At 39.4% G+C, this 23,864-nt stretch carries 25 protein-coding genes; 20 read left to right on the top strand and 5 right to left on the bottom strand.

The features are described from left to right. Positions 1-2: 2 nt before the first annotated feature. From JHE06_RS07680 to JHE06_RS07650, 7 genes are all read left to right on the top strand, one after another. Positions 3-812, top strand: coding sequence for an alkaline phosphatase family protein (locus JHE06_RS07680; RefSeq protein ID WP_201088395.1), 810 nt, complete (start codon positions 3-5; stop codon positions 810-812). Between the two features lie 14 nt (positions 813-826). Then, a complete protein-coding gene (locus JHE06_RS07675; protein ID WP_201088394.1) occupies positions 827-1,675 on the top strand; it encodes an ABC transporter permease in 849 nt (282 codons plus the stop codon). 1 nt (position 1,676) lies between these two features. Further along, entirely contained in the window at positions 1,677-2,561 is an 885-nt protein-coding gene (locus JHE06_RS07670; RefSeq protein WP_201088393.1) for an ABC transporter permease, read from the top strand. Beyond that, positions 2,542-3,552, top strand: coding sequence for an ABC transporter ATP-binding protein (locus JHE06_RS07665; RefSeq protein ID WP_201088392.1), 1,011 nt, complete (start codon positions 2,542-2,544; stop codon positions 3,550-3,552). The genes JHE06_RS07670 and JHE06_RS07665 overlap by 20 nt, the downstream gene beginning before the upstream one ends. A gap of 75 nt (positions 3,553-3,627) precedes the next feature. Further along, positions 3,628-4,422: a histidinol-phosphatase HisJ family protein gene (locus JHE06_RS07660; RefSeq protein ID WP_201088391.1), complete on the top strand. Its 795-nt coding sequence runs from the start codon at positions 3,628-3,630 to the stop codon at positions 4,420-4,422. 248 nt (positions 4,423-4,670) lie between these two features. Continuing rightward, entirely contained in the window at positions 4,671-4,946 is a 276-nt protein-coding gene (locus tag JHE06_RS07655) for a hypothetical protein (protein WP_201088390.1), read from the top strand. Further along, the gene (locus JHE06_RS07650) at positions 4,946-5,926 is read left to right on the top strand and encodes a PQQ-dependent sugar dehydrogenase (RefSeq protein ID WP_201088389.1); all 981 of its coding nucleotides are present in this window, start codon (positions 4,946-4,948) and stop codon (positions 5,924-5,926) included. Before JHE06_RS07655 ends, JHE06_RS07650 begins: the two co-directional genes overlap by 1 nt. A gap of 138 nt (positions 5,927-6,064) precedes the next feature. On the opposite strand, the gene JHE06_RS12190 is transcribed toward JHE06_RS07650, so the two are convergent. Next, a complete protein-coding gene (locus JHE06_RS12190) occupies positions 6,065-6,157 on the bottom strand; it encodes a putative holin-like toxin (RefSeq protein ID WP_236253568.1) in 93 nt (30 codons plus the stop codon). A 336-nt stretch (positions 6,158-6,493) separates the two neighbouring features. On the opposite strand from JHE06_RS12190, the gene JHE06_RS07640 reads away from it, so the two are divergent. Then, positions 6,494-6,754, top strand: a complete 261-nt coding sequence (locus JHE06_RS07640) for a hypothetical protein (protein ID WP_201088387.1) — start codon at positions 6,494-6,496, stop codon at positions 6,752-6,754. 118 nt (positions 6,755-6,872) lie between these two features. Here the strand turns inward: JHE06_RS07640 and JHE06_RS07635 are convergent, their stop codons facing one another. Further along, the gene (locus tag JHE06_RS07635) at positions 6,873-7,808 is read right to left on the bottom strand and encodes a competence protein ComK (RefSeq protein WP_201088386.1); all 936 of its coding nucleotides are present in this window, start codon (positions 7,806-7,808) and stop codon (positions 6,873-6,875) included. 339 nt (positions 7,809-8,147) lie between these two features. Here JHE06_RS07635 and JHE06_RS07630 point away from each other — a divergent pair, with 339 nt between their 5' ends. From JHE06_RS07630 to JHE06_RS07595, 8 genes are all read left to right on the top strand, one after another. Then, positions 8,148-8,693, top strand: a complete 546-nt coding sequence (locus tag JHE06_RS07630) for a sigma-70 family RNA polymerase sigma factor (RefSeq protein ID WP_201088385.1) — start codon at positions 8,148-8,150, stop codon at positions 8,691-8,693. 87 nt (positions 8,694-8,780) lie between these two features. After that, positions 8,781-8,984, top strand: coding sequence for a hypothetical protein (locus JHE06_RS07625; protein ID WP_058918807.1), 204 nt, complete (start codon positions 8,781-8,783; stop codon positions 8,982-8,984). A 96-nt stretch (positions 8,985-9,080) separates the two neighbouring features. Next, a complete protein-coding gene (locus JHE06_RS07620; RefSeq protein ID WP_058918806.1) occupies positions 9,081-9,305 on the top strand; it encodes a DUF2922 domain-containing protein in 225 nt (74 codons plus the stop codon). Positions 9,306-9,639: 334 nt separating this feature from the next. Next, positions 9,640-10,578 carry a phosphate/phosphite/phosphonate ABC transporter substrate-binding protein gene (phnD, locus tag JHE06_RS07615; protein WP_201088384.1) on the top strand — a complete coding sequence of 313 codons (939 nt, stop codon included), beginning with the start codon at positions 9,640-9,642 and terminating at the stop codon, positions 10,576-10,578. Between the two features lie 196 nt (positions 10,579-10,774). After that, a complete protein-coding gene (gene phnC / locus JHE06_RS07610; RefSeq protein ID WP_201088383.1) occupies positions 10,775-11,578 on the top strand; it encodes a phosphonate ABC transporter ATP-binding protein in 804 nt (267 codons plus the stop codon). Continuing rightward, entirely contained in the window at positions 11,575-12,363 is a 789-nt protein-coding gene (phnE, locus tag JHE06_RS07605) for a phosphonate ABC transporter, permease protein PhnE (protein ID WP_058918799.1), read from the top strand. The genes phnC and phnE (JHE06_RS07605) overlap by 4 nt, the downstream gene beginning before the upstream one ends. Continuing rightward, positions 12,360-13,151, top strand: a complete 792-nt coding sequence (gene phnE / locus JHE06_RS07600; RefSeq protein ID WP_197408992.1) for a phosphonate ABC transporter, permease protein PhnE — start codon at positions 12,360-12,362, stop codon at positions 13,149-13,151. Before phnE (JHE06_RS07605) ends, phnE (JHE06_RS07600) begins: the two co-directional genes overlap by 4 nt. A gap of 184 nt (positions 13,152-13,335) precedes the next feature. Then, positions 13,336-14,901 carry a bifunctional metallophosphatase/5'-nucleotidase gene (locus JHE06_RS07595; RefSeq protein ID WP_201089976.1) on the top strand — a complete coding sequence of 522 codons (1,566 nt, stop codon included), beginning with the start codon at positions 13,336-13,338 and terminating at the stop codon, positions 14,899-14,901. A gap of 87 nt (positions 14,902-14,988) precedes the next feature. On the opposite strand, the gene JHE06_RS07590 is transcribed toward JHE06_RS07595, so the two are convergent. Both JHE06_RS07590 and JHE06_RS07585 read right to left on the bottom strand, forming a co-directional pair. After that, positions 14,989-16,644, bottom strand: coding sequence for a hypothetical protein (locus JHE06_RS07590; protein WP_201088382.1), 1,656 nt, complete (start codon positions 16,642-16,644; stop codon positions 14,989-14,991). After that, entirely contained in the window at positions 16,634-17,422 is a 789-nt protein-coding gene (locus JHE06_RS07585) for an ABC transporter ATP-binding protein (RefSeq protein WP_201088381.1), read from the bottom strand. Before JHE06_RS07585 ends, JHE06_RS07590 begins: the two co-directional genes overlap by 11 nt. A 604-nt stretch (positions 17,423-18,026) precedes the next feature. On the opposite strand from JHE06_RS07585, the gene JHE06_RS07580 reads away from it, so the two are divergent. Then, positions 18,027-19,547, top strand: a complete 1,521-nt coding sequence (locus JHE06_RS07580; RefSeq protein WP_201088380.1) for a carbon starvation CstA family protein — start codon at positions 18,027-18,029, stop codon at positions 19,545-19,547. Positions 19,548-19,610: 63 nt separating this feature from the next. Here the strand turns inward: JHE06_RS07580 and JHE06_RS07575 are convergent, their stop codons facing one another. Continuing rightward, positions 19,611-20,789 (bottom strand): M20 family metallopeptidase, encoded by a 1,179-nt coding sequence (locus JHE06_RS07575; RefSeq protein ID WP_058918794.1) that lies wholly within the window; start codon positions 20,787-20,789, stop codon positions 19,611-19,613. A gap of 331 nt (positions 20,790-21,120) precedes the next feature. Here JHE06_RS07575 and JHE06_RS07570 point away from each other — a divergent pair, with 331 nt between their 5' ends. From JHE06_RS07570 to JHE06_RS07560, 3 genes are read left to right on the top strand one after another with little or no spacing between them, the layout of a single operon-like run. Then, positions 21,121-22,062: a DMT family transporter gene (locus JHE06_RS07570; protein ID WP_201088379.1), complete on the top strand. Its 942-nt coding sequence runs from the start codon at positions 21,121-21,123 to the stop codon at positions 22,060-22,062. A gap of 43 nt (positions 22,063-22,105) precedes the next feature. Further along, entirely contained in the window at positions 22,106-22,795 is a 690-nt protein-coding gene (locus tag JHE06_RS07565; protein WP_201088378.1) for a response regulator transcription factor, read from the top strand. Next, the gene (locus JHE06_RS07560) at positions 22,782-23,807 is read left to right on the top strand and encodes a sensor histidine kinase (RefSeq protein ID WP_236253480.1); all 1,026 of its coding nucleotides are present in this window, start codon (positions 22,782-22,784) and stop codon (positions 23,805-23,807) included. The genes JHE06_RS07565 and JHE06_RS07560 overlap by 14 nt, the downstream gene beginning before the upstream one ends. Positions 23,808-23,864 lie beyond the last annotated feature (57 nt).

Here is a 23,864-nt window from a genome sequence, read left to right as displayed (position 1 = left end):
AAATGAACAAAGTGATTTTAATCGTATTAGATGGATTAAATGCCAGAACAGCTCATACGTACATGGGTTTTCTGGAACATTTAATTGAAAACAAGCAGTGTGCCGCGTATACGGTAAAAGCAGAATTGCCGGCACAATCTAGACCGCTGTATGAAGTTATTCAAACGGGAGTGCCGACATATCTGAATGGCATTGTGTCGAATGGAACGGTAAAACGTTCGAAAGAAGCCAGTGTGTTTCAATTGGCAAAAGCAGCAGGGTTGCAGACTGGAGCTGCCAGCTACCATTGGGTAAGCGAACTGTACAATAAAGCTCCGTTTGATCCACTGACCGACCGCATTCAACTGGATACGGAACACGCCATTCAAAACGGGTTGTTTTATTTTGAAGACCATTACCCGGACAATCATTTGATGGCGGATGGTGCGTATTTGATCCGCGAGAAGCAAACCGATTATACACTGATCCATTCGATGAATATTGATGATATCGGGCACAAGTTCGGTTCGCAAAGCAAAGAGTATGTCCAGGCAGCTGTCACGATAGATGCCATCTTGTCCAATTATCTGATGGATTGGCTCGATAAAGGGTATCAAGTCGTTGTGACGGCCGATCATGGCATGAATGAATACTGTACTCACAATGGCATAACAGATGACGAGAGAAAGGTTCCGTTGTATCTCTTTTCTGAACAAGTCGCTGCTGGCGATTACCGAGAAACAGTTGTGCCTCAATTGCAAATGGCTCCGCTGCTGTGTCACTTATTGGGCATTGGGAAAAGCGCCGCGATGCAGGAGTTGACATTTATTTAAGGGGGAAGAATGTTGTGACCGTCAAAAAAACAAATTTAACCTATTTATTGTTTTTACTGCCGTTTATGGTACTGATCGTGTTGTTTGAACTTTTGCCATTGCTGAGCATTGTGATCAACAGCGTTTCGCCCATTGGAACCAGCGGCTTTACGCTGGATCACTTTACGAGTATTTTCGCCAGCGACTATTACATGATGTCCATTCGCAACAGTTTAATGATCGCTGTCTTTTCTTCGCTGATCGGCTTAGTGGTTGCTGTTCTGGGGGCTTACGCTATCCACCATGCGACACCAAAAGTGAAACGGTTTTTTATCAACCTCATCAATATGACGTCAAATTTTCAAGGCATCCAATTGGCTTTTGCGTTTATTATATTGCTGGGAAATGCTGGAGTATTGGTATTGATCGGACAGCAAATGGGCGTTGATTTTTTAGCAAACTTCGATGTGTATTCCAGCACGGGCATTCTGCTGTCGTTTGTTTATTTTCAAATTCCACTGGCCACATTGCTGATGTATCCGTCATTTGATGCGATTCACCAAGAATACAAAGAAGCCGCTATGCTGCTGAATGCTTCTCAATTCAGCTTTTGGATGCGTGTGGGCATTCCGATTGTTTTGCCGAGCATATTTGGAACCTTTTCCGTACTCTTTTCAAATGCATTAGCCGCTTACGCTACACCGTATGCTTTGATGGGCAATAACTACGCTCTTTTGCCGATTCGAATTTCGGCTATGTTTACGGGAGACGTTGTTCAGCAAGTTGAACTGGGCAGTGCGCTGTCGGTGATCTTATTGCTTTTAATGAGCGTGATGACGGTCATCAGCACCAATTTATTGAAAAAAATGCGAAAGGAAGGCTAGTATGCAAAAAAAACATCCATGGGTCAGCAATGCGATCCTGTTTATCCTCTCATTTGTTCTAGTCTTGCCGCTGATTGGAACTCTTTTAAACTCCCTCTTCAGAGACTTTACGAGCATCGTTCCAAAAGGATTCACGTTATCATTTTACGCTGAATTGTTTGCGGGCGACAATCAGCTGCTGCCGGTATTGCTGCGGACAGTAGTGATTGCGGTGGTGCCGACGGTGATTTTACTAGTGCTATTGCTTTTAGCGATGTACGCCGTGCAAGTTTACTTTCCTAAGTTAGATAAGTACTTAGATATTTTATCGAAAATACCTTATGGGATCCAAGGTGTGATATTAGCGGTCAGTATTCTTTCGCTGTATACCGGTGGAGGAGGGATTTTATCCAACCGGATTTTGCTGCTCATTTGCGCGTATTGCATCATTATCTTGCCGTACATGTATCAAGGCATCAAGAACGCCTTGTTAACGATTGAAGTGCTGCCAATTTTGGAAGCTGCGGAAATTCTAGGAGCCAACAAAGTCTATGCTTATTTTAGAATTGTGGTTCCCAGCATGATGAAAGGATTATTCGCAACTATGTTGTTGTCCATAGGAATTTTATTCGGAGACTTTGTATTGGTCAATATTTTAGCAGGAAGCTACTACAAAACAATGGGGATCTACTTGAATGAAATCCGAGGATCATCCGGACATGCAGCCAGTGCGGTTTCAGTGATCATGTTCCTCGTGATGCTTGGGTTGTCTTTTGGCGTGAATCAATTGAATAAAGACACAAAAACCAAACGAAAATCAGCTAAACAAAAACAAGCCGTTAAAGCGGTGAAAATTGGCAGTTCTGCAGAAAAGGAGAGAGCAAAGCATGAGTTATATCGAGTTTAAAAATATTCAAAAATCGTATGATGGAGAAAATTTAGTTTTAAAAGACTTATCTTTATCGGTAGAAGAAGGCCATTTGGTTACCTTGCTAGGGCCTTCTGGTTGCGGAAAGTCTACGCTGCTTCGTTCATTAGCCGGTTTTGAAAGCTTGGACAGCGGCACGATCACCATCAATGGCAAAGACATCACCAATTTGCCGCCCGGTAAGCGTGAGATTGGCATGGTTTTTCAACAATATTCGCTTTTTCCCAATATGACGATCGAAGAAAATATTGCTTTTGGCTTAAAAATGCAAAAACAAGCGAAAGCGAGCATCAAAGAAAAAGTAGCGCGGATGATTGACATCGTAGATTTGAAAGGGAAAGAGAAAAAATACCCGAAAGAATTGTCTGGTGGACAAAAACAACGGGTGGCTTTGGCGCGTGCGATCGTTAATGAGCCGAAAGTTTTGCTGCTGGATGAACCGTTATCGGCTATTGATGCCCAATTGCGCAAAAGTTTGCAAAAACAGATCCGCCGCATTCAAAAAGAACTGAACATTACAACGATTTTTGTCACACATGATCAAGACGAAGCCATGATCCTATCTGATGTGGTTCATGTTATGAACCAAGGTAAAGTGGAACAGTCTGGCAAGCCGACCGATATTTATACGCACCCCAAAACCCATTTTGTCGCTTCTTTTATGGGCAATTATAATCTTTTGGAACCTGAACAATTCAAACAGTTTTCCGGAAGAACAAATGGGGCCAGCATAGCCATTCGGCCAGAAGTGATCGATTCCTCTAAAATGCCTTTTGAGCCGGATGAGGAACGCTATGCCCTACACGGGAAAATAGTGGATCAATCGACCAGCGGCAATATATTAAGTTACTATGTCGATTGTTCGGGAATAAATTTGCGGGTAGATGAATTGTACCGCTCGTTTAACTTATTTAAAGTTGGAGAAGACGTTCATTTGAGTATTGAAAAGCGCAATTGCCTTGAAGTTTAATCAAAATACCGGTAAGGTCATTAATAAGGGCAGATACGTGTCTGCTTTTTAATTTGAAGTGGAGGAGAATAATTCATGGCTATATACGATCAGCATATGCACACTTATTTCTCACCGGACGCGTCTGAAGTGTTTGAGGAATATTTAAAACAGACATCTGGTCCTATTGTGACGACGGAGCATTTGGACTTCAATGATCCTTTCAGCGGAAAAGACACCATACTGGATTATGAAAAATACAGCAAAACCATCGATGAACTAAATGCACAGTACAATAATCGGATTCGCAAAGGCATTGAAATAGGGTACACCAAAGATTCTCACCAGAAAATTCAAGACTATTTAAACGAAAAAGACTTTGATGTGCAGCTGTTGAGTGTGCACCAAAATGGAGAATACGATTTCCTGCAGCCTATCGTCAAAGAAAAAGAAGTTCAAGATGTGATGAACGAATACTTCCCTTTGTTGTTAAAAGCAGTGGAGAATTTTCCAACAGCTAATGTACTGAGCCACTTTGACTACGGCATCCGTTTATTTGAAGTTTCAGTAGAAGAGTTGCAAGAGCATCAATCAATATTGAAAAAGGTTTTACAAACAGTCATCGATAAAAATATGGCTTTTGAATTGAATACGCGCAGCATGTACCAATACGGCAATGTGGATCTCTATGAACAAATGATTAGCTGGTATCTGGAATTGGGTGGAAACTCTTTTTCTTTAGGATCAGATGCTCACTCTATTGCGTATTACGGCTTTCATTTTGATGATGCCATTGCGTTATTAGAGAAACACGGCGTTTCAACAGTTACGGTTTTTGAGAAGCAAAAACCTGCTGAACTGTCCTTAAGTCAGTTTAAAGACGCTCATTAAATCTTTAATGGTAGATAAATTAATCGAAAGGCCTTCAATCTTATGAAGGTCTTTTTTGATGTGTTCTACAAGTTTAAGGTGGATTATTGTCTAGGTCATTTAGTTGAATGGAAAAATGGCATTTGGTATAGTAGCATTAATAGAAAACGTTACCCGTTTAGTTGTGACAAAGCCCTTTACGAAGATTCTCCGTCCCTATTTCCCTAAAAGAGAAAGGAGTGCATAGGGTTATTCATTGAAATAACTCTATGAAAAAGATGAAAAAATGGCTATTACTAGTTCCTTTAGTGTTGATGGCTTGTTCTCGTATGGACGAAACGCAAGAGAGTCCTCAAACCGAATCCTCTGCATCTCAAACGGAAGTGTCTAGTTCAGAAAATGCGGAATCAGAAGAGGCAACAGAAAAAGAATTTGAACCAGCAAATGTCGAAGTGGTAGAGGCTTATCCGAATTTGATGTTTGAAGAGCCGTTGTATTACACAACTATCAATGATCAAGACATCAAGACAATACAGCTTTTGTAGTGGAACGAACGGGAAAGATCCGTTATTTTGAAAACAAAATGGATACTAAAGAAACAACTACCTTTATTGATTTAAGCAGTAAAATCAGTATGGAAGGAAATGAAATGGGCCTTTTAGGTCTGGCGTTTCATCCCGAATTTGAGCAAAACGGTTATTTTTTTGTGAATTATACTTCCAAGGACGGCACAGTGATTGCTAGATTTGAGGCAGATCCAGAAACGCTTGAAGTAAAGATGGAAACGGAATCGACTGTGTTGACCTTTCCACAACCTTATGCCAATCATAATGGCGGGCATTTAGCATTTGGTCCAGAAGGTTATTTGTATATTGGCGTTGGCGACGGTGGAGGAAGCGGCGATCCAGAAGGAAACGCGCAAGACTTAAACGAACTCTATGGCAAATTGCTGCGCATCGATGTTGATCAATCCAATAATGGGCAAGCTTACGGGATACCGGCAGATAATCCCTTTACAGCCAATACAGACGACTACCGCGAAGAAATCTATGCTTATGGCTTACGGAATCCATGGCGTTTTAGTTTCGATACGGAAAAGGATCGGCTTTGGTTAGCAGATGTCGGTGAAAATACCATTGAAGAAATCGATTGGATTGAAAATGGGCTGAACTATGGATGGAATTTGAAAGAAGGAACCAATGAATTTAACCCAGCTGGAACTGTAAATCCAACTGAATTAAGAGATCCTATTTTTGAGTACGACCATGCAGAAGGACAGTCCATCACTGGTGGGTATGTTTATCCTGGCAAAGAAAATCCAAGTTTAACCGGCAGCTATATCTATGGCGATTTTGTTTCTGGTAAGGTTTGGGCGTTATGGAAGCCCGATGAAGCAACTGAAGGTAAAAACGTAGAATTGGCGGATACGGATTTGATGATTTCGTCATTTGGCGTAACTCAAGATGGAGAATTAGTAATCGTTGATTTTAACGGGAAGCTATATACAGTGGAAGAGAAAGATTGAACCTTTTAAAAAGAGAAAAAAACTTGGCTCTGGAGAAAATGCATAGTTAATAAAATGATTTTTTCTGTTTTTATGCTTTCGGGACTAACACATTGCTTTTTAGCGGTAGTTTGTCCCGTTTTCGTTGGCGTCACTATATTAATAGACGGTTATTTTTTTGTCGTTATTTTGCGTTATCAGAACAACTACTAGACTAATTAAGGAAATCAAAAGACTTCCAAAACCAATCATGAATTGTAAAGATTCTGCCACTGACAAAAGGCTTCTCCTTTCTAAGATTTCAGCACTTATTTCCATAAGCACCACCACCTTTCAAAGATAGCCACCGTCTTAACTTTCTACTCCTTTATTATATCAAGATAATACATTTAAAACGGTCGTCGACTTATCTCAGATTAACCTTTTTTAATAAACGAAAATAATCCCTAGTGTATTTAGGAAATAAGCGGTATCATAAAAGCGGATAGATTTTTAGAGCTTTTTGTTGATAATGTAACCGCTTAAAAATAAAAGCCTTATGAAATTTATTCACATACATCTAAAAAATAGAAAACAGGGAGGAATAGAATGGAAAATCAAGACGTTTTTTCAGGTTATTTCAGCGGGTATGTAGAAGGAAAAGAAGTGGTGCTGCATTATGCAGAAAGCCAAGAATTGGCACATACTTATGTGTTTGATACAGAAGAGGAAGCAGAAAATTTCTATCAAACGTGTTTGAAAATGGGTGAATTAACTTCAGAGGTATCGGAAAGCAAACAAGCTCTTGCACATCAAGTACTGATCAAAGAAAGTTTAAAGGGAAAACACTATCAAACAATGGTTTATTAGACAAGCAGCAGATCTTTAAAACAGTAAAAGCAACGAAAGGCGGAGACATTCCCTCTTTTGTTGCTTTATTTTTTGCATCTCAAAGAGATGAGAGGTTCAGTTTAGTGCCTTCTCCAAATCAAAATTTGAAGGGGAAAGGCGGCAGTTTAAAGGAATCCATGATTTCTTCGATATAGGGATCTCCGTCGCCAAATATTAAAACTAACTGTTCATGTGTTTTAAAATAATTTAAGTAATCAAAATAATCTTGAAAGGTAAAGCAATCTGGGAAATTCGTCGCATAAAGCTGCAGTCTTTGTTGAACCACGTTTCGTTCTTTTTCAGGAGTAGAATAGACAGTCAAATCAAAAGAATGCATCATACGATTGATAAAAAGCTGCTGAATGTAAGAAAGATTGGCTGCTCGATTCACCTGTTTTTCATAACTGCGCTTTCCTATAGGCAGCACTAAGCGATGGTGGTTGCGGCAGACCAAATAAGTCAAACCGTCTTTGGTGTTTTTCTCACTGCGTAAAACGTGGTGCAACCCATACCAACTCGTATTCAAGTCAGAAGAGAGGGCACCTTTTTCAGGTACAAAGATTTCTTCGCCTAATACATAAGGACAACACTTTTTGATACCGATGCTGTTCCCAAGGAGACGGATATAATCATAGGGAATTCCTTTGTGTTCAAAGTAACGATCCATAACAGTGTGGGAATACTCGATTGTCTTTAGTGGTGCTTGGTTTAGCTGAAATACTACTGTATTGAATGGCGATGCGGAAAAGCGACTAATATCCATTACATAAAAGGTTTCATGGTCTGGCAAGATACAATGGTGTTCAAAACTAATATCGAGCAGGATTTGAATATTCTGCTCTGCGATCATTAAAGGTTCGATTAGTCTTTGCTGGGCAGAGAAATCATAGGAAGACGATTCTTCATAGAAGCGACACTTTTTTTCAGGATGTGTACCCAGGCTATTTGATTGGTTGTGTTTTATCTTTTCATAGACGTTTTTTCCCTTTCCAAAGTATTTCAATGCCTGTTGTTTCTGAAAATCTACTATCATACTCGTTCCTCATTTCTAATCATTTTTTTGTTAAAAAGTTAACATGCTTAGATTGTAACCGATTTCAATTTAAAAATCAGCTGTTTTTTAATTATCATTAAATTATTACCGTTTTTTAATCGTTTGCTCTTTTTAGAGAGAAGTATTCGTTGCTATGAGCTGTTTTTTTATGAAAATGAAAGAGTTTGATGCAAACTGGAACGATTTGCCAGCATACTGGTTCTGTTTTTCCTTTTTGCTGTCTTTTCAGCTGTGTTTAGGCTTTTGTCGAAACAAGCATCTTTCGGTTATTCTATACGTGTACAAGGCCTTGTAACACTCTTTTAAGGAATGATCCATATGCTGAGGAAATTGGCAGTAGAAAAGGAAGCCGCATTTTTTGAACGGCATTCCGGTATCGTATTTGGTGCGTTGAAAAAAGAAGGCGTGCTTCGTTCGTATCCTGATTATGATGATTATGTGCAGCAAGGTCTGTTAAAACTAGTTGAAGCCTATGAAACGTTTCCGCAAGACCCAGAAGACCCGGATCATATGTATCCATTTGGAGGTTTTGCGTTTAGAAAAATCCAATGGCACATTCGGGATATCCGGAAAAAACAAAAACGGGTTACTCAGAACGAATCGGCTTGGCCAGAGTTTATGGAAGAGAATTACCCTGATACTCCGACACAATTTGAAGCGGATTGGCTGGAAATGGAACTGTTTAAAGACATGCTGCCATTGTTGACGACTAAAGAGCAAGGGTATTTGATTGATGCGGTCGTCCATCTATTATCCGTCACGGAGATTGCCCAGAAAAACCAAGTCAGTCGTAAGACCATTTACCAATGGAAGAAAAACATTCACAAAAAACTTGAGCACTTTTTAGTCTTTTTAAAAGAATGAGGTAACACACCAAAGGGCATATTCGTTATTACTGGTGTAAGCAGTCATGACAAACCTTACAAACTATTAAAACAGGAGGGATTCATCATGGAAAAAGAATGGAATAAAGGCGCGGTTGCTATTTACTTCGAGGATGCTGCTAATGAAAAGTTCATTAAACGCAATTACTCAGATACAATTCAAGGGGTAACACCAGAACAAGTAGAAGGCTTTACCAGCGCTGTAGAAGCATTAACCATCATGCCGGCTTCTTATACAGTAGTGGTTGAAGAATACCGTTACAACCGTTAACAAAGTGTACAAGCTGTTTAACATCAAAGACTAGGCACAGGATTCAATGGATAATTTTTTTATCAAATTAAACTAACTCAAAGGAGGAGAATTACAATGGCAAAAACACTAGAATTAAGATTCAATACCAGTTTAGGCAAAGCAAAAACAATGAGCGTGCAGGATCCGATTTTGGATTTAACATCTATCGATGCACAAAAAGCGATGGACGACATCATTGCTTTGGATTTATTTGAAAACGAAGGAGTCAACTTATACGCATCCGTAGTCGGAGCGCGTTACGTTGAACGAGTCGTTGAAGACATTTTTGAAGTAGAGTAAAGAAGTTAACGAATAAAATAAAAAAGCAGCAAAGGTATCGAATCAGTGTAAAAACTGATTCGATACCTTTTCATTTTCAATACTAGACGATCACTAGACTAGAAAAGATAAAGACCTTGATCCAGCTGTTTTTCCTAAAAGTTCGTTTCATAAAAAACGAACATATGTGTTTTTATAATGTTGATTATTCGTATCATAGTTGTAAATTTAATGTAAAAGCGTTGACAGGGTATTGATAATTCATAAAATAACATTTATACTGATAAAGGACTTAAGAGTGGGTTTGCTGCTTTTGGGTTACATATTAGCTCTTTTAGGGAGGAAAATCAGTAAAATGAAAAACATGAAAAAGTTTGTTTTATTCGGTTTAAGTTTGGCAGTGACGGCTACGTTAGCAGCATGTGGCGGAGGTTCGGACAGCAGTGAGGGTACCCAGACAGATGAAGGGTATGTGCCTAAAACATTGAAAGTTCAGTTTGTTCCTTCTCAAGCAGCAGAAACGCTTGAAGCTAAAGCAAAACCGTTAGAAGATTTACTGGAAGCGGAATTAGACATTCCGGTTGAAGTAAGTGTTTCTACTGATTACAATACCATTATTGAAGCGATGTCTTCAGAACAAATCGATATTGGATTCTTACCTCCAAATGCTTATGTATTAGCCAATGAACAAAGCGATGCAAAAGTATTGTTACAAGCGCAACGCTATGGTGTTGAACAACCAGGCGGAAAACCAACGGAGGAGTTAGTTGATTCTTACAGCTCAATGATCGTGGTAAAAACAGGCAGCGATATTAAAAATTTAGAAGACTTAAAAGGCAAAACCATTGCAACACAAGACGTAACGTCTTCAGCAGGTTATGTTTGGCCAGCAGCTGAAATGAAAAAAGCCGGCGTGGATATTGAAAACAGCGACATTACAACTGTACAAGTAAAAGGACATGACCAAGCCATTCTATCCGTATTGAACGGCGATGTCGATGCAGCGTTTGTCTTTGAAGATGCCCGCAACAACGTAGTGAAAGACGTTCCGGATATTTTTGAAAAAGTTGAACCGATGTACATTACTGAACCGATTCCAAATGACACGATCACAGCTCGTGCAGATATGAGTCCGGAATGGAATAAAAAAATCCAAGATGCTTTTATTGCTATCGGAGCATCTGAAGAAGGCAGACAAATTATTTCTGATATCTATTCTCATGAAGGATATGTCGTATCAGATGACAGCAATTTTGATATTGTAAGAGAATACGCTAAAGAAGTTGGACAATAGAAGCACCATATTTTTACAATGAGATGTTCTCTGCCTTTAGTAAATGGATTGAAAAAGGTTATCTTTGGTTAAATCCGAGGATAACCTTTTTTCATTCTGTTACTGCCCAATAGTTCTAGTAAAAAAAGCGGGGATACTTTACACTATAGAAGACAAATTATTTGTATGATATTAAAGAAATTGGAGGAGAAGAAAAATGGGACCCATTGTCGATAAAAAAGCATCGATTATTTCTTTTCAAAATGTAAGCAAAATCTATCCGAACGGAGTCCAAGGACTAAAGGACTTAAACATTGATATCAAACAAGGAGAATTCGTGATAGTCGTCGGCTTGTCTGGTGCGGGAAAAAGTACGATGCTGCGGGCCATCAACCGTCTGCACGAAATTACTTCCGGAGATATTCAAATCGATGGAAAATCGATCACAAAGGCAAAAGGCAAAGAATTGCGCTTGATTCGCCGAGATATCGGCATGATTTTTCAAAGCTTCAACTTGGTCAAACGGTCAACGGTGTTGCGAAACGTTTTATCCGGTCGTGTAGCTTATCATTCGACGCTTAAAACGATGTTTGGGTTATTTCCAAAAGAAGACAAACAACTCGCTTATGAAGCATTGCAGCGCGTCAATTTGGCAGAAAAAGTCTATACACGTGCTGATGAATTGTCTGGCGGACAGCAACAACGGGTCTCGATTGCTCGCGCGTTGACGCAAGAACCTAAAATTATTTTAGCTGATGAACCGGTAGCCTCATTAGACCCGATCACAACAGAAAAAGTGATGGACGATTTATTGCGAATCAATCACGAATTGGGCATAACGATTGTCGTGAACTTGCACTCGGTTGATTTAGCCCGCCAATACGGCACAAGAATTATTGGGTTACGTGATGGAGAAGTTGTCTTTGATGGTCCAGTAGCAAAAGCCACAGATGAAACGTTACGCGGCATCTATGGTGAAAAAATTCTGGAAGAGCCTAAACCTGAGGGGGTTACTGTATGAAGTCCCATTCTTCAGCCTTGCCCAAAGGAAAAAGCAAAGTAAAAAATCTGATTTGGGCTATTTTATTTGTACTTATTTTTCTTTACAGTGCGGATCTTTCTGGAGTGCAAATGGGGCGTTTATTTGGCAATATGAAGCAAATGACCGTTATTTTGAAACAAATGGCTTCACCAGATTGGAGTTACATAAGCATTGTCATTCAGCCTTTATTAGAAACTATTCAAATGGCGATTATTGGAACAACTTTTGGAGCGTTGGTTGCTTTACCGTTTTCTTTAGTAGCTGCTCGAAATATCGTTAAAAATCCAGTGATCAATGGTGTTCTACGGTTCGTTTTGAATATCGTACGGACAGTTCCCGACTTAATGTTGGCTGCCGTATTCGTAGCGATCGTAGGAATCGGACCGGTTGCCGGTGTTATTACCTTATCCGTCTTTTCTTTCGGAATGATCTCAAAATTATTTTATGAAGCGATCGAAACGATCGATGAAGGACCGGTCGAAGCGTTAACGGCTTCCGGTGCAAATAAAATGCAGATCATTCGGTACGCTATTTTTCCGCAAGTCAGCAGTCACTTTTTCAGTTATTTCTTGTACTGTTTTGAGATCAACGTCCGAGCTTCGACAGTTTTAGGGTATATCGGAGCCGGCGGGATCGGTATTTTCTTGCAACGGTCACTGAGCCAATTCAGATACGATAGAACAGCTGTCATTGTTATTGTGATTTTCTTGGTGGTGCTGGTCATCGATGCCATCAGTAACAAACTAAGGGAGAGATTACTATAATGCTACCAACTCAACCAAAGAAAAATAGGTACAAAACGATTCTGATCGTCCTTATTTTGGTCGCAATCTATGTTTGGGCTTTTGCAGGGATTCCATTTGGCGGCATTAAAGATACTGCCGGCAGTGTATCCAAAGCTATTTTTAGCGGCTTGATCCATCCTGACTGGAGTTACGTGTATATGGGCGACGGCGAAGATTTGGTCAGTTTATTGATTGAAACGATTGCGATCGCGTTTTTAGGAACCTTTATATCAGCTGTTTTAAGTTTGCCGTTTGCTTTCTGGGCAGCGCGCAATAAGAAAAACAAACGGTTTGTTTCAACGACAGGTAAATTCGTTCTAACCGCTATTCGGACTTTTCCGGAAATCGTTCTGGCCATTATGTTTATCAAAACCGTTGGACCGGGGTCGTTTGCGGGTGTCTTGGCCGTTAGTATCCATTCCATCGGGATGTTAGCTAAATTATATAGTGAAGCCATTGAAAATATGGATCAAGGACCATCGGAATCGATCATCAGTGCGGGCGGAAACAAAATCGATGTGTTGTTTTTTGCAACATTGCCGCAATTGGTTCCTGAATTTATTTCTTATACGCTTTACCGTTTCGAATTAGCGGTTCGTTCAGCATCTATTTTAGGGATCGTAGGAGCCGGCGGAATCGGAACTCCAATGATCTTTGCGATCGATGCCCGTTCATGGGATCGTGTCGGTATCATTCTGATTGGAATCATTGTCATGGTTACACTGATCGATTTCCTTTCTGGAGCTTTAAGAAAAAAATTAGTCTAATTGCGAGGATGTTTTAGCTGGACTGCTAGACATCTGAAGTTAATTTAAGCAACTATTTAAAAACCGGGACGAGCTACTGACAAAAAGCAGTGTGTTTGTCTCAAGCAAAAGGCCAGACAAGAAGCACGCTTTCTTGTTTGGCCTTCTTTAAAATAAAGAGGATGTTATGAAAGGAACTACTAAAATGAAACTAACGATTTTAGCGACTAGTGATATGCACGGTTATATCAAACCAAGTAACTTCGGTGCTAAAGAACAAGATATGCCTTTTGGTACATCAAAAGTTGCAACCATTATCAAAGAAAAAAAATCCGCTGCGAATGGGCCAGTGCTGACGATTGAAAACGGTGATTTTATCCAAGGCTCACCGTTAAGTTATTATATTGCCAGACGCAAAACGCCGAATGATCCTTCTGATTTAGTAAATGTTTTGAATTTGATCGATTACGATGCTGCTGTATTAGGCAATCATGAATTCAACTATGGGAAAGACTATCTGCAGCAAGCTATTGCCGCAGCTAAACACCCGATTCTAGCAGCCAACATCGTCAATGAACAAGGGGAGCCGGCATTTGGAAAAGCATATGAAATTTTTGAAAAAGACGGAGTTAAAGTTGCCGTTTTAGGCATGACGACTCAGTATATTCCGAATTGGGAACACCCAACTCATATCCAAGGGTTAACCTTTAAGAGTATTGTAGACACCGCAAAAGAGTACGTTCCTAAATTAAGAGAGTTGGCAGATGTGGTCGTGGTGAGTTACCATGGCGGATTTGAAAAAGAGCTGAAGACTGGAGAGCCGACTGAAGCTTTGACTGGTGAAAACGAAGGTTATGAGCTAGTGACGCAAGTGGCAGGAATCGATGCGTTAATCACGGGACACCAACACCGTGTGATTGCGACTAAATTAAACGGTGTTCCAATCATTCAACCTGGCTTCCGCGGAGAATACGTCGGAGAGATCACCTTAACTCTTGATCAAAATACTCAAGGGACTTATGTGGTAACCGACAGCGAAGCGCAATTACTAGAAACCGGCAACGCAATCCCGGATGCAGCCGTATTATCTTCTTTAGCAGAATTGTCTGAAGAAGTAGAAGAGTGGCTGGACCAGCCTTTAGGCAAAGTAGAAGGCGATATGACCATTCAAGATGCCGACAAAGCTCGTTTGAAGGAACACCCTTATGTGGAATTTATCCAGAAAGTTCAAATGGATGCGACTGGAACCGATATTTCCGGAACGGCGTTATTCAATAATGAAGGAAAAGGATTTGGCTCGATCATTACGATGCGCGATGTCGTGACCAATTATATTTATCCGAACACACTAGCAGTCTTGCGCATCTCAGGAGAGGATTTAAAAGCAGCCTTGGAGCAATCAGCTGCCTTTTTCCAAGCAGAAACAGATGGAACGATTGGGATCAATCCGCAGTTTATCGAACCTAAACCACAGTATTACAATTATGATATGTATGAAGGCATTGAATACACGATCAATGTGAAACGACCGATTGGAGAACGGATCACAACCTTATTGTACAAAGGAGAACCGGTTCATGCAGCAGACTGGTTTGATGTAACGGCCAATCAATACCGGGCTGTCGGCGGTGGAAACTATGGCATGTATAGCGCAGATAAAATTATAAAAGAAGTTCAAAAAGACATGACCGAATTGATTGCAGATTATTTAGTTGAGCATCCAGTTATTCTTGCTGAAACCAATGATAATTTTAAAGTGGTAATGGAATAAAAAATAAAACGATAAGGAGGCCTAAGACTTATATCTTAGCTTCTTATCGTTTTTTTCATATAGAGAAATCACTTAGACCATGTTGCATTACGTTTGTTTGAACAAACTGCTTTTATACGTTTTAAACAAATAGTAAAGTGCACTAACAGCCAAAATAAGTGTCATTAACCAGCTGCCGAGCGGAATAAAGGAGCGGGTAAAGAAGTTGATCAATCCTAATAGACCAGCAAAAAGAAACAAAAGGATAATCATCACGAACTCATTGGTACTGTCTGCAGCAGTAAATTTTTGTGAAAAAGGATAAGTTTTCATCGTCGCTTTTAGGTATGCGAAAAAGATAACTGTTGTGGCTAAGAAGCCATTGAGGATAACAGAAAGGTCATCCCAGCCGAATAAGAACAACAATAAACCTCCCAATACTGCGTAAAAAGGTACGATCAGCCTCATCCAGACAGCTTTTCCAGCAGCTCTTACAAACAAGCCGTCATCGCTTTGCGGACTCATTCGGAAAATCCAAGCACCTTTATAAGAAGATGAATAATGCAACGAAGAAGCCAATTGCGGAATCATGAAGAGCGTGATGTAAACAGAGTACGGAAAACTATTTTCCCTAATATCACTGAGTGTCATACCGCTGCTGAAACTGTTAAAGATAAAAATAAACGGGATGATAAAAGAAGCGGCTAATGACGGATAGACTCTGGTTTTAAATTCGCGTTCGTTTTGAATGATTTTCCATGTGAATTGGTAATAAGGCCGTTCTGTTTTAGTGAGACAAAGTACATTCTTGGTTCGATTCATCCACCAGTTGTGTTCTTTAATGGATTCATTTTGATCGGTCAGTTTTTGAATGTTTTGTTCCAATTGGGCGCTGTTCTTTTTGTAATAGAAAAAGAACAGGACAGTTGCAACTACAAATAACAAAGTGTAGAGGACATAATACGTATTGGCGCCTTCTTGGAGCAAACCCAGCGGAGCGGCGAACCACAATGGAAATAATGGAATATGCCAAAATTCTGGCTGGTACACAATGGAGACATCTACAATATCAAATATCCGCCCAATCAATTGATAGCCCAAAATAGTAAAGATAGATAAGCCGATTTGACTGTAAGCGATGATGTTTCTTAATTTTTCTCCATTGAACCGTTTCAGGATGGCAGCATAGATAACTAGTGTAAACAGCAGCGTCCAAAAACTAAAAATAATGGTCAACAAGGTGACGAGCAATCCAGCGATCAGTCCATGAACAAAATAAGATGCGATGGTCACTGGACCGCCCAACGCTACAGTCAAAGAGAACAAGTAGACAAAAATATGAGTAGCTTTAGCTGCGCTGAGCGTTTGGCCAGTCACCGGCTTTGTGCCAATCAGAATCTGATCTTTCGTATCCAATAGTATAGAAGAAAAACTAGCAATCATCGTAGACAGCAGCATAACAAACAGGTAACTAAAATAGAATGTATACTGTAAAATCAAACTGTCGCCGAAAAATAAGATAACGATCATAAAAGTACTAATAATAAAGTATAAAATCAAAGAAGAGAAAAAAGAATTTTTATCTTCTTTATTTTTTCCGTTCTGCACGATGGGGTTAGGCTCACGGCCGTCCATCATGATTTTTGTTTTCACAATCAACCGCAGCTGATCATAATCCACTCCATTCTTTTCATAAAGAGAAGAGAAGGCATCCAATATTTTTAAATAAAGCGGCTCTTTTGAAGGAAGCGGCTTAAGCATCACTATCTTCCCCCTTCATGGCTTGTACAAAGTCTTGAGCAAGTTGCTGTTGTTCATCAAAGCCGGTCAATTCATTAAATAAATCTTCTAAAGTACCTTCCGCTTCATGTCGGATTTCATTAAAAGGACCGTCCGCAACGATTTGTCCATTATTAAGAATTAAAATACGATCACTAAGTTTTTCAACTGTATCCATAATATGGGAAGAATAAAAAATCGTTTTTCCTTCCATTTTTAATTGAGCTAATAGTTCTTTGATGACCAGCACACTATTGGCATCTAGCCCATTTAGCGGTTCATCCCAAAAAAGAATGTCAGGGTTATGTAATAAACTGGATATGATCAGTACTTTTTGGCGCATTCCTTTGGAAAACGTTGAGAGTCTGTTGCGAAAAGCAGATTCGATCTTCATAGCTGCCATCATGGCAAAACTTTTTTGCTGAATATCCGGTTCACTTAAACCATACAACTGTCCGACAAATAAAAAATATTCTTCTGCTGTCAAAGTTTCATATAAATCAGCATTTTCCGGTACATATCCAATGCGGTTTTTATAAACCGTTTCATTTTGAATTAATGGTTTTCCGAAAATAGTAATTTCTCCGCTATCAGGTTTCAGCAACCCCAAAATCATTTTGACAGTAGTGCTTTTTCCCGCACCGTTAGTACCGATATATCCGATGATTTCACCGGGGTAAACCGCAAAATCCACACCTTTTAATACTTCGTTTGAACCAAACGATTTCTTAAGGTTCTTTATTTCTAAAATAGGTAACATCATTAGCCTCCTTTGTTTTAAATTTATTTTAACATAGATAGAAAGAAAAAATACCATTATCAAAAATAGGTTGCTATTGTTAAAATAAAACTAGCTGTGATTCTTCGGCCCAATGAAATTTAAAATCACAAAATTTTTTAGCGTTCGAAGATGAGTACCATTTTTTTAGTCTAGTTTAAACATTTTTTCATTTTTTTGAGTACCTCAAACAGTTCAAATCTTTACTCACAAGGTACGCAAATCCTGTTTAAGTACCTTAAAGAGTTTGAATTTCTAGCAATAAGGTATGCAAACCTCTTTTGAGTACCGCAACGAGTTTATTTCTCTATCCTTAAGGCACATAACCTCCTTTTGAATGCCACAAAGAGTTTAAATCGGCATTTTTCATTAACATTGGATGAGATAATTTTTTTTGAAATAGATATGTAATTAGATAAAGATAACCCCATAGCATTTCAGAACGGCAGGCGTGCATCTTAGCCTGCTTTTTTGTCATTTCGTATGGAAACGCCTCCATGATGTTTATTTACGAGTACACTATACTTATCAAAAGAAATCATTCTTTAAGTTGGTTTAGTGTATTTATCATAAACAAGGAGGTAAAAAAATGATTACTTTATTAGGTGGGATTGCGTTACTGATCGTAGGGTATATTTTTTATGGTCGTTATATCGAAAAGAATTTTACCATTGATCCTGAGCGAACAACTCCTGCAGAAGCTTTAAAAGACGGGTATGATTTTGTACCGATGTCTAAATCAAAAAATGCTATTATTCAGTTATTAAACATTGCAGGAACAGGTCCAATTTTTGGACCGATAATGGGAGCGCTTTATGGTCCCGTAGCTTATCTTTGGATCGTGATCGGTTGTATTTTTGGAGGAGCCGTTCACGATTATATGCTGGGAATGATTTCATTAAGAAATGATGGAGCACATTTGCCAGAATTGGCCAGCAAATATTTAGGAAAACCGGTCAAACATGTCGTCAACCTATTTTCTATCTTGCTTTTGATGTTAGTGGGAACCGTTTTTGTTACGTCACCAGCCAACCTGATCAAAAGCATCACACCTGACTGGTTAACGTTAGGGGTCATCACCATATTGATTTTTGTCTATTACATTATTTCAACAATTTTGCCGATCGATAAAGCTTTAGGAAAAGTGTATCCATGGTTTGGAGCAATCTTGATCATCAGTACAATCGCGATTGGAGGGAGTTTGATTTTTGGCGGCCACAATATACCGAATCTGAACTTGGCGACGATGAAGAACTTTAATCCAAAAGGTACACCGATTTTTCCAGCTTTGTTCTTTACCATTTCTTGTGGTGCGTTATCAGGTTTCCATGCGACACAAGCACCGATGGTTTCAAGAACGTCTACAAATGAAAAAGAAGGGCGATTTACTTTTTACGGCATGATGATTGCTGAAGGTGTGATTGCGATGATTTGGACAGCAGCTTCAATGTCGTTATTTGACGGAAAAACGCTTAGCCAAATGATCGATGCAGGGACACCATCAGCTGTAGTGAACCAAGTTTCGGTTCTATTGCTGGGCAATGTACTAGGAACGATTGCTATCATTGGCGTTATCGTCTTGCCAATCTCTTCTGGGCTCTCTGCTTTTAGAAGTTTACGGACGATACTAGCAGATTACTTAAACATTAAACAAGATACATTGAAGAAAATCTTGATGGTCACCATACCGCTTTACGCTATTTCGTTTCTTTTGACTAAAGCGGACTTTAATATTTTGTGGAGATATTTCAACTGGGCTAATCAAGTTACGGCTGTCATTGCACTATTGGTTTCGACGCGTTACCTTTACTTAAAAGGAAAGAATTATATTGTAACGCTTGTTCCCGGTATCTTTATGTTATTTGCCTGTGTGGTTTATATTTTTAGCGAACCCATAGGATTCCGAATGGGACTAACGCCCTTAACCTATATCGTCAGCGTCCTTGCAACACTCGCTATTCTGGCAGTCTATTGGAAAACAGGGAAGACGCAAAAAGAAAACTTGGATCCAACAGATGAATTGCTGAACGATCACTTGCCGATCGGTACGTTTGCTTCTAATGGTGAACGGACGAATCAACCCCTACCAGTTGCTGAACCAAAGAGCTGATAGTAAAAAAAGACAAAAAAGAAGCTTATACCGAATTTTTATCGGTATAAGCTTCTTTTGATTTTAGTTGTCGGCTGTCCCTAAAAACTCTAAGGCAAATTCAACATGCCATGCGGCACCTAGTTTTAAAATATCTTCGTCCAGTTCATAGTGGTCATCATGAGGGGCATGAGTGGTGCCTTTTTTCTCATTGTAGATTCCGATAATGCCATAAACACCAGGAGCTTCTTGCAGATAGTAAGAAAAGTCTTCGGAATTCATTGCTCTTGGAAATTCGGAAATTTTATCTGAACCGAATATTTTCATGCCGGCGCTAGTCGCTATTTTTGCTAGAGCTGCATCATTTTTAGTTGGAGGAGTACTTGGCTCAATGGTTACATCGACAGTGATTTCATACATGTCCGCAAAAGCTTGAGCGTGACGTTTGATGGCTTCATGCCCAATATCGCGGCTATCTTCATCAAAGTAGCGCATAGAAATATCCATCGTCGATTCTTTCGGAACGATATTGGCTTTTGTTCCACTTGCAAAACGTCCAATATTTAAAACAACCGGATCGCGGGAATCAATATTTTTAGCAATGATTTGCTGCAAATCAAGTGCAAATTGAGCAGCCGGAGTGAAAGAGTCTTTCCCTAGTTGAGGAGTTCCGCCGTGGCCGGATTTTCCAGTAAACGTTACGTAAAGCGTATCGCAACCAGAAAACAAATCGCCGGCTCCAGAATAAAAAGATCCTGTCGGAATAGTATTGTAATTGTGCATGCCGAATACCGCATCCACGCCATCCATTCCTCCATCAGCGACAATTTTTTTCGCTCCTTCAAATGTTTCTTCCGCTTCTTGAAAGAAAATACGGACTTCTCCGTCGAAGCTTTCTTTTGATTCATTTAATATTTTTGCAGCGCCCATGGCCATCGTTGTATGAGCGTCATGTCCACAAGCGTGCATAACGCCAGGATTTTTAGATTGAAAATCTAAGCCTAGGTCCTCGTTGATCGGCAAAGCATCGATATCTGCACGTAAAGCGACGGTTTTTCCAGGACTTTTGCCTTTGATTGTTGCAATCGTCGATGTTTTTCCGACTTTTTTATACGGAATACCAAATTCTTCCAACTTAGCGATAATTTTTTCTTGCGTTTTAAATTCGTTCTCGCTTAATTCTGGTTCTGAATGCAATAATCTGCGAAACTCAATCAGTTGCTGTTCTATTTTTGTGGTTTGTTCTAGTGGTGTCTCGGTCATATTATGTGCCCTCTTTCTGTGTATTACTCCTATTTATTTAATTGTAGTCTTTTTCAGGTATTTCTTCAAAAAAAAGGCATTGGTAGAGAAAGAGGATAGGATTTCCGGCTTAGTAAAATTTGAAAAGATATTTTGTCTGTTTGATAGTATACTAGAGCAACGAGGTGTGTTGTTTCTCGAGCGAATACCTTGTTGCAATCAGAAAACAGCCATCTTTTAAAAGATGGAACAGAGTTCTTTATAAAAGTTGTGCAGGCAATAGCACTATTCAATCAACTAAGTGCAAACCCATTGATGCATTTTTAAGAACACTATTAATGGAGGGATAAAAATGGATACAAAATTAAAAGGAATTTTATTAGCTGCTTTTGGCGGGAGTATGTGGGGATTGTCAGGCGTCGTTGCGCAAGTGCTCTTTAATCGTTACTCTGCATCAACTGAGTGGCTGGTAAGCACACGATTATTGTCAGCGGGGATTTTGATTTTGCTTTATAGTAGTATGGTTAAAAAGGACAACATCTTTGCCATTATTCGCAACAGTAAAGACTTAATACAGTTAGCGTTATTTTCCATTTTTGGTATGGTAGGCGTTCAATATTTGTTCTTTAAAACTATTGAAGTAAGCAGTGCCTCAGTAGCTACTATCTTACAATTTACAGCTCCTCTTTTTGTTTATTTTTATATGCTGCTGAGAGGCGAGAAACACTTGAAAGTACAGGAATTATTCTTAGTTTTTACGACTTTTTTTGGTGTACTGCTCATTGTAACAAATGGGAATTTTACACAAATGTCTGTGTCACCGCTTGGATTTCTTTTAGGTATCGGATCAGCAATAGCAGTAGTATTCTATACCTTGCAGCCTCGCAATCTGCTAACAAAATACGGTCCGCCGATGATTGTTGGGTGGGGAATGTTGATTGGCGGGATCCTCTTCCAATTTATTCATCCATTCTGGCAGCCAGGATTTAAAATGACAGGACAAAGTTACTTGTTATTAGCTGTGATTGTTCTATTTGGTACGGCTTTTTCTTTTATTTCATATTTAGCAAGTCTGAATTACATTGAAGCCTCGTTAGCCAGCATCATGACTGCTTTAGAGCCGCTGCTAGCAGCTGTCTTTTCGGTCTTTGTGTTCAAACAAATATTTGGTCTATACGAAATCATGGGGATCATCATCGTTCTCGTTTCAGTATTGATTCTATCCAATTTAGGGAATCACAAGAATTTGAAACAAGTAGCCCTTAAGGAAATAGAAAGAGATAGCATAAGGTAAGCATAAGCAGCATAGAATTGAAAAAACAGTTAGGAGGGATACGATGTTTAAAATCATGATCGTCGAGGATGACTTGACGATTGCTCATGTGCTGCGCGATGAACTGCAACGGTGGCAATATGAAGCAGTAGTAGTGACCGATTTTAATACGATCATTGAAGAGTTCATAGCAGAAGCACCTCAATTGGTGTTGATGGACATTCAGCTGCCGTATTTCAATGGGTATTATTGGTGTCAGGAAATACGCAAGTTTTCACAAGTTCCGATTATTTTCATTTCTTCGCGCAACGAGAATATTGATATTGTGATGGCCATCCAAATGGGAGCAGATGACTTTATCAGCAAGCCTTTTGATTTGACGGTCGCTGTTGCAAAAGTGCAGGCGCTTTTGCGAAGAACTTACGATTTTAATGATGCGGAAAATTTTTTAACGCATCATCAGGCGATTCTAAAATTAGGGGAATCAAAGCTCCAATACCAAGAACAAGAAATAGAACTGACCCGTAATGAACTGAAGATCATGGAATTGTTATTTTTATCTAAAGGCGAGTATGTATCAAGAGAAGACATCATGGTCAAGTTATGGGAAGATGAATCTTTCATCGACGACAATACATTGGCCGTCAATATCGCTCGGTTGCGCAAAAAGCTGACCGCCATCGGATTAAAGGAGTTCATTTTGACAAAAAAAGGGTGGGGCTACGGCTTGAACAAAGGAGATGATTCTTATTAAATCGATAAATAAGCAGCTGCTCACCTCTTTTTTTAAAGCCATGCGTCCCCAATTTATTCTGTATAGCGGCATGCTGTTATTTTTTAGTGCCGTTTACTGGTTAGGCCAGTTGCCATTAGATTTATTATTTTATACGATTGAACTGACGGCCTTTTTATTTCTTCTTTATTTGTTGGCGCAATTATACCGCTATGCTAAAAGATACGAAATGTTGCACGGTATCCAGAAAGATAATATAGACTTGGAAAATCATTTGCCTAAGAACATAGATCCGGCAGATGAATTGTATCAAGAAAAAATCCTTTCCTTAGTAGCACAATTGCGTGAAACGGAGCAGCGGTTCAGCGAAAAAAACAGTGAGCAGTTGGAGTATTTCACCCTTTGGCTGCATCAAATCAAAACACCAATCGCGGCAATCAGCCTATTGATGCAAAGCCAGCCTAAACAACCGCTGACGAAACAAGTGAAGCAAGAATTGCTGCGGTTGGAAGATTACACGCATATGGCCTTGAATTATTTGAAAATTGAAGAGAGCGGCACAGATTTAGATTTCGCTGAAATTGATTTGGATGATATTATTAAGAAAACAATCAAAAAATACTCGATTATCTTTATTTATAACCATATCTCATTGGAATATAAAGATACTCAGATATCTGTTTTGACTGATGGCAAATGGCTTCAAATTTTACTGGAACAGATTTTGTCGAACAGCCTGAAGTACACGACCGGAGGCACTATCAAAATTTACTTAGATTCTGAAAACTCAGAAACATTGGTCATTGAAGATAATGGCATGGGCATTCGCGCCGAAGACTTGCCGAGGATTTTTGAAAAAGGCTATTCTGGTCTGAATGGACGACTCCATGAAAAATCAACAGGCCTAGGTCTTTTTCTAAGCCAGAAAATTGTTCAGCGTTTGGGTCACCAATTGACGATCGAATCAGTGCTGGGAGAAGGAACAAAAGTATTTATCAATTTAGCTAGAAAAGAATTAGAGCTATTTGATTAAATGTGATGAAAAATAAGCAGCCTTACAAAACTGTAAGGTTGTTTTTCTGTTTTGTAA

It is taken from the genome of Carnobacterium sp. CS13 (assembly GCF_016653495.1).
Classification (GTDB): Bacteria; Bacillota; Bacilli; order Lactobacillales; family Carnobacteriaceae; genus Carnobacterium_A; species Carnobacterium_A antarcticum.
Note: the sequence above shows the minus strand (reverse complement) of the source record. Positions and strands in the feature narration are given on the sequence as shown.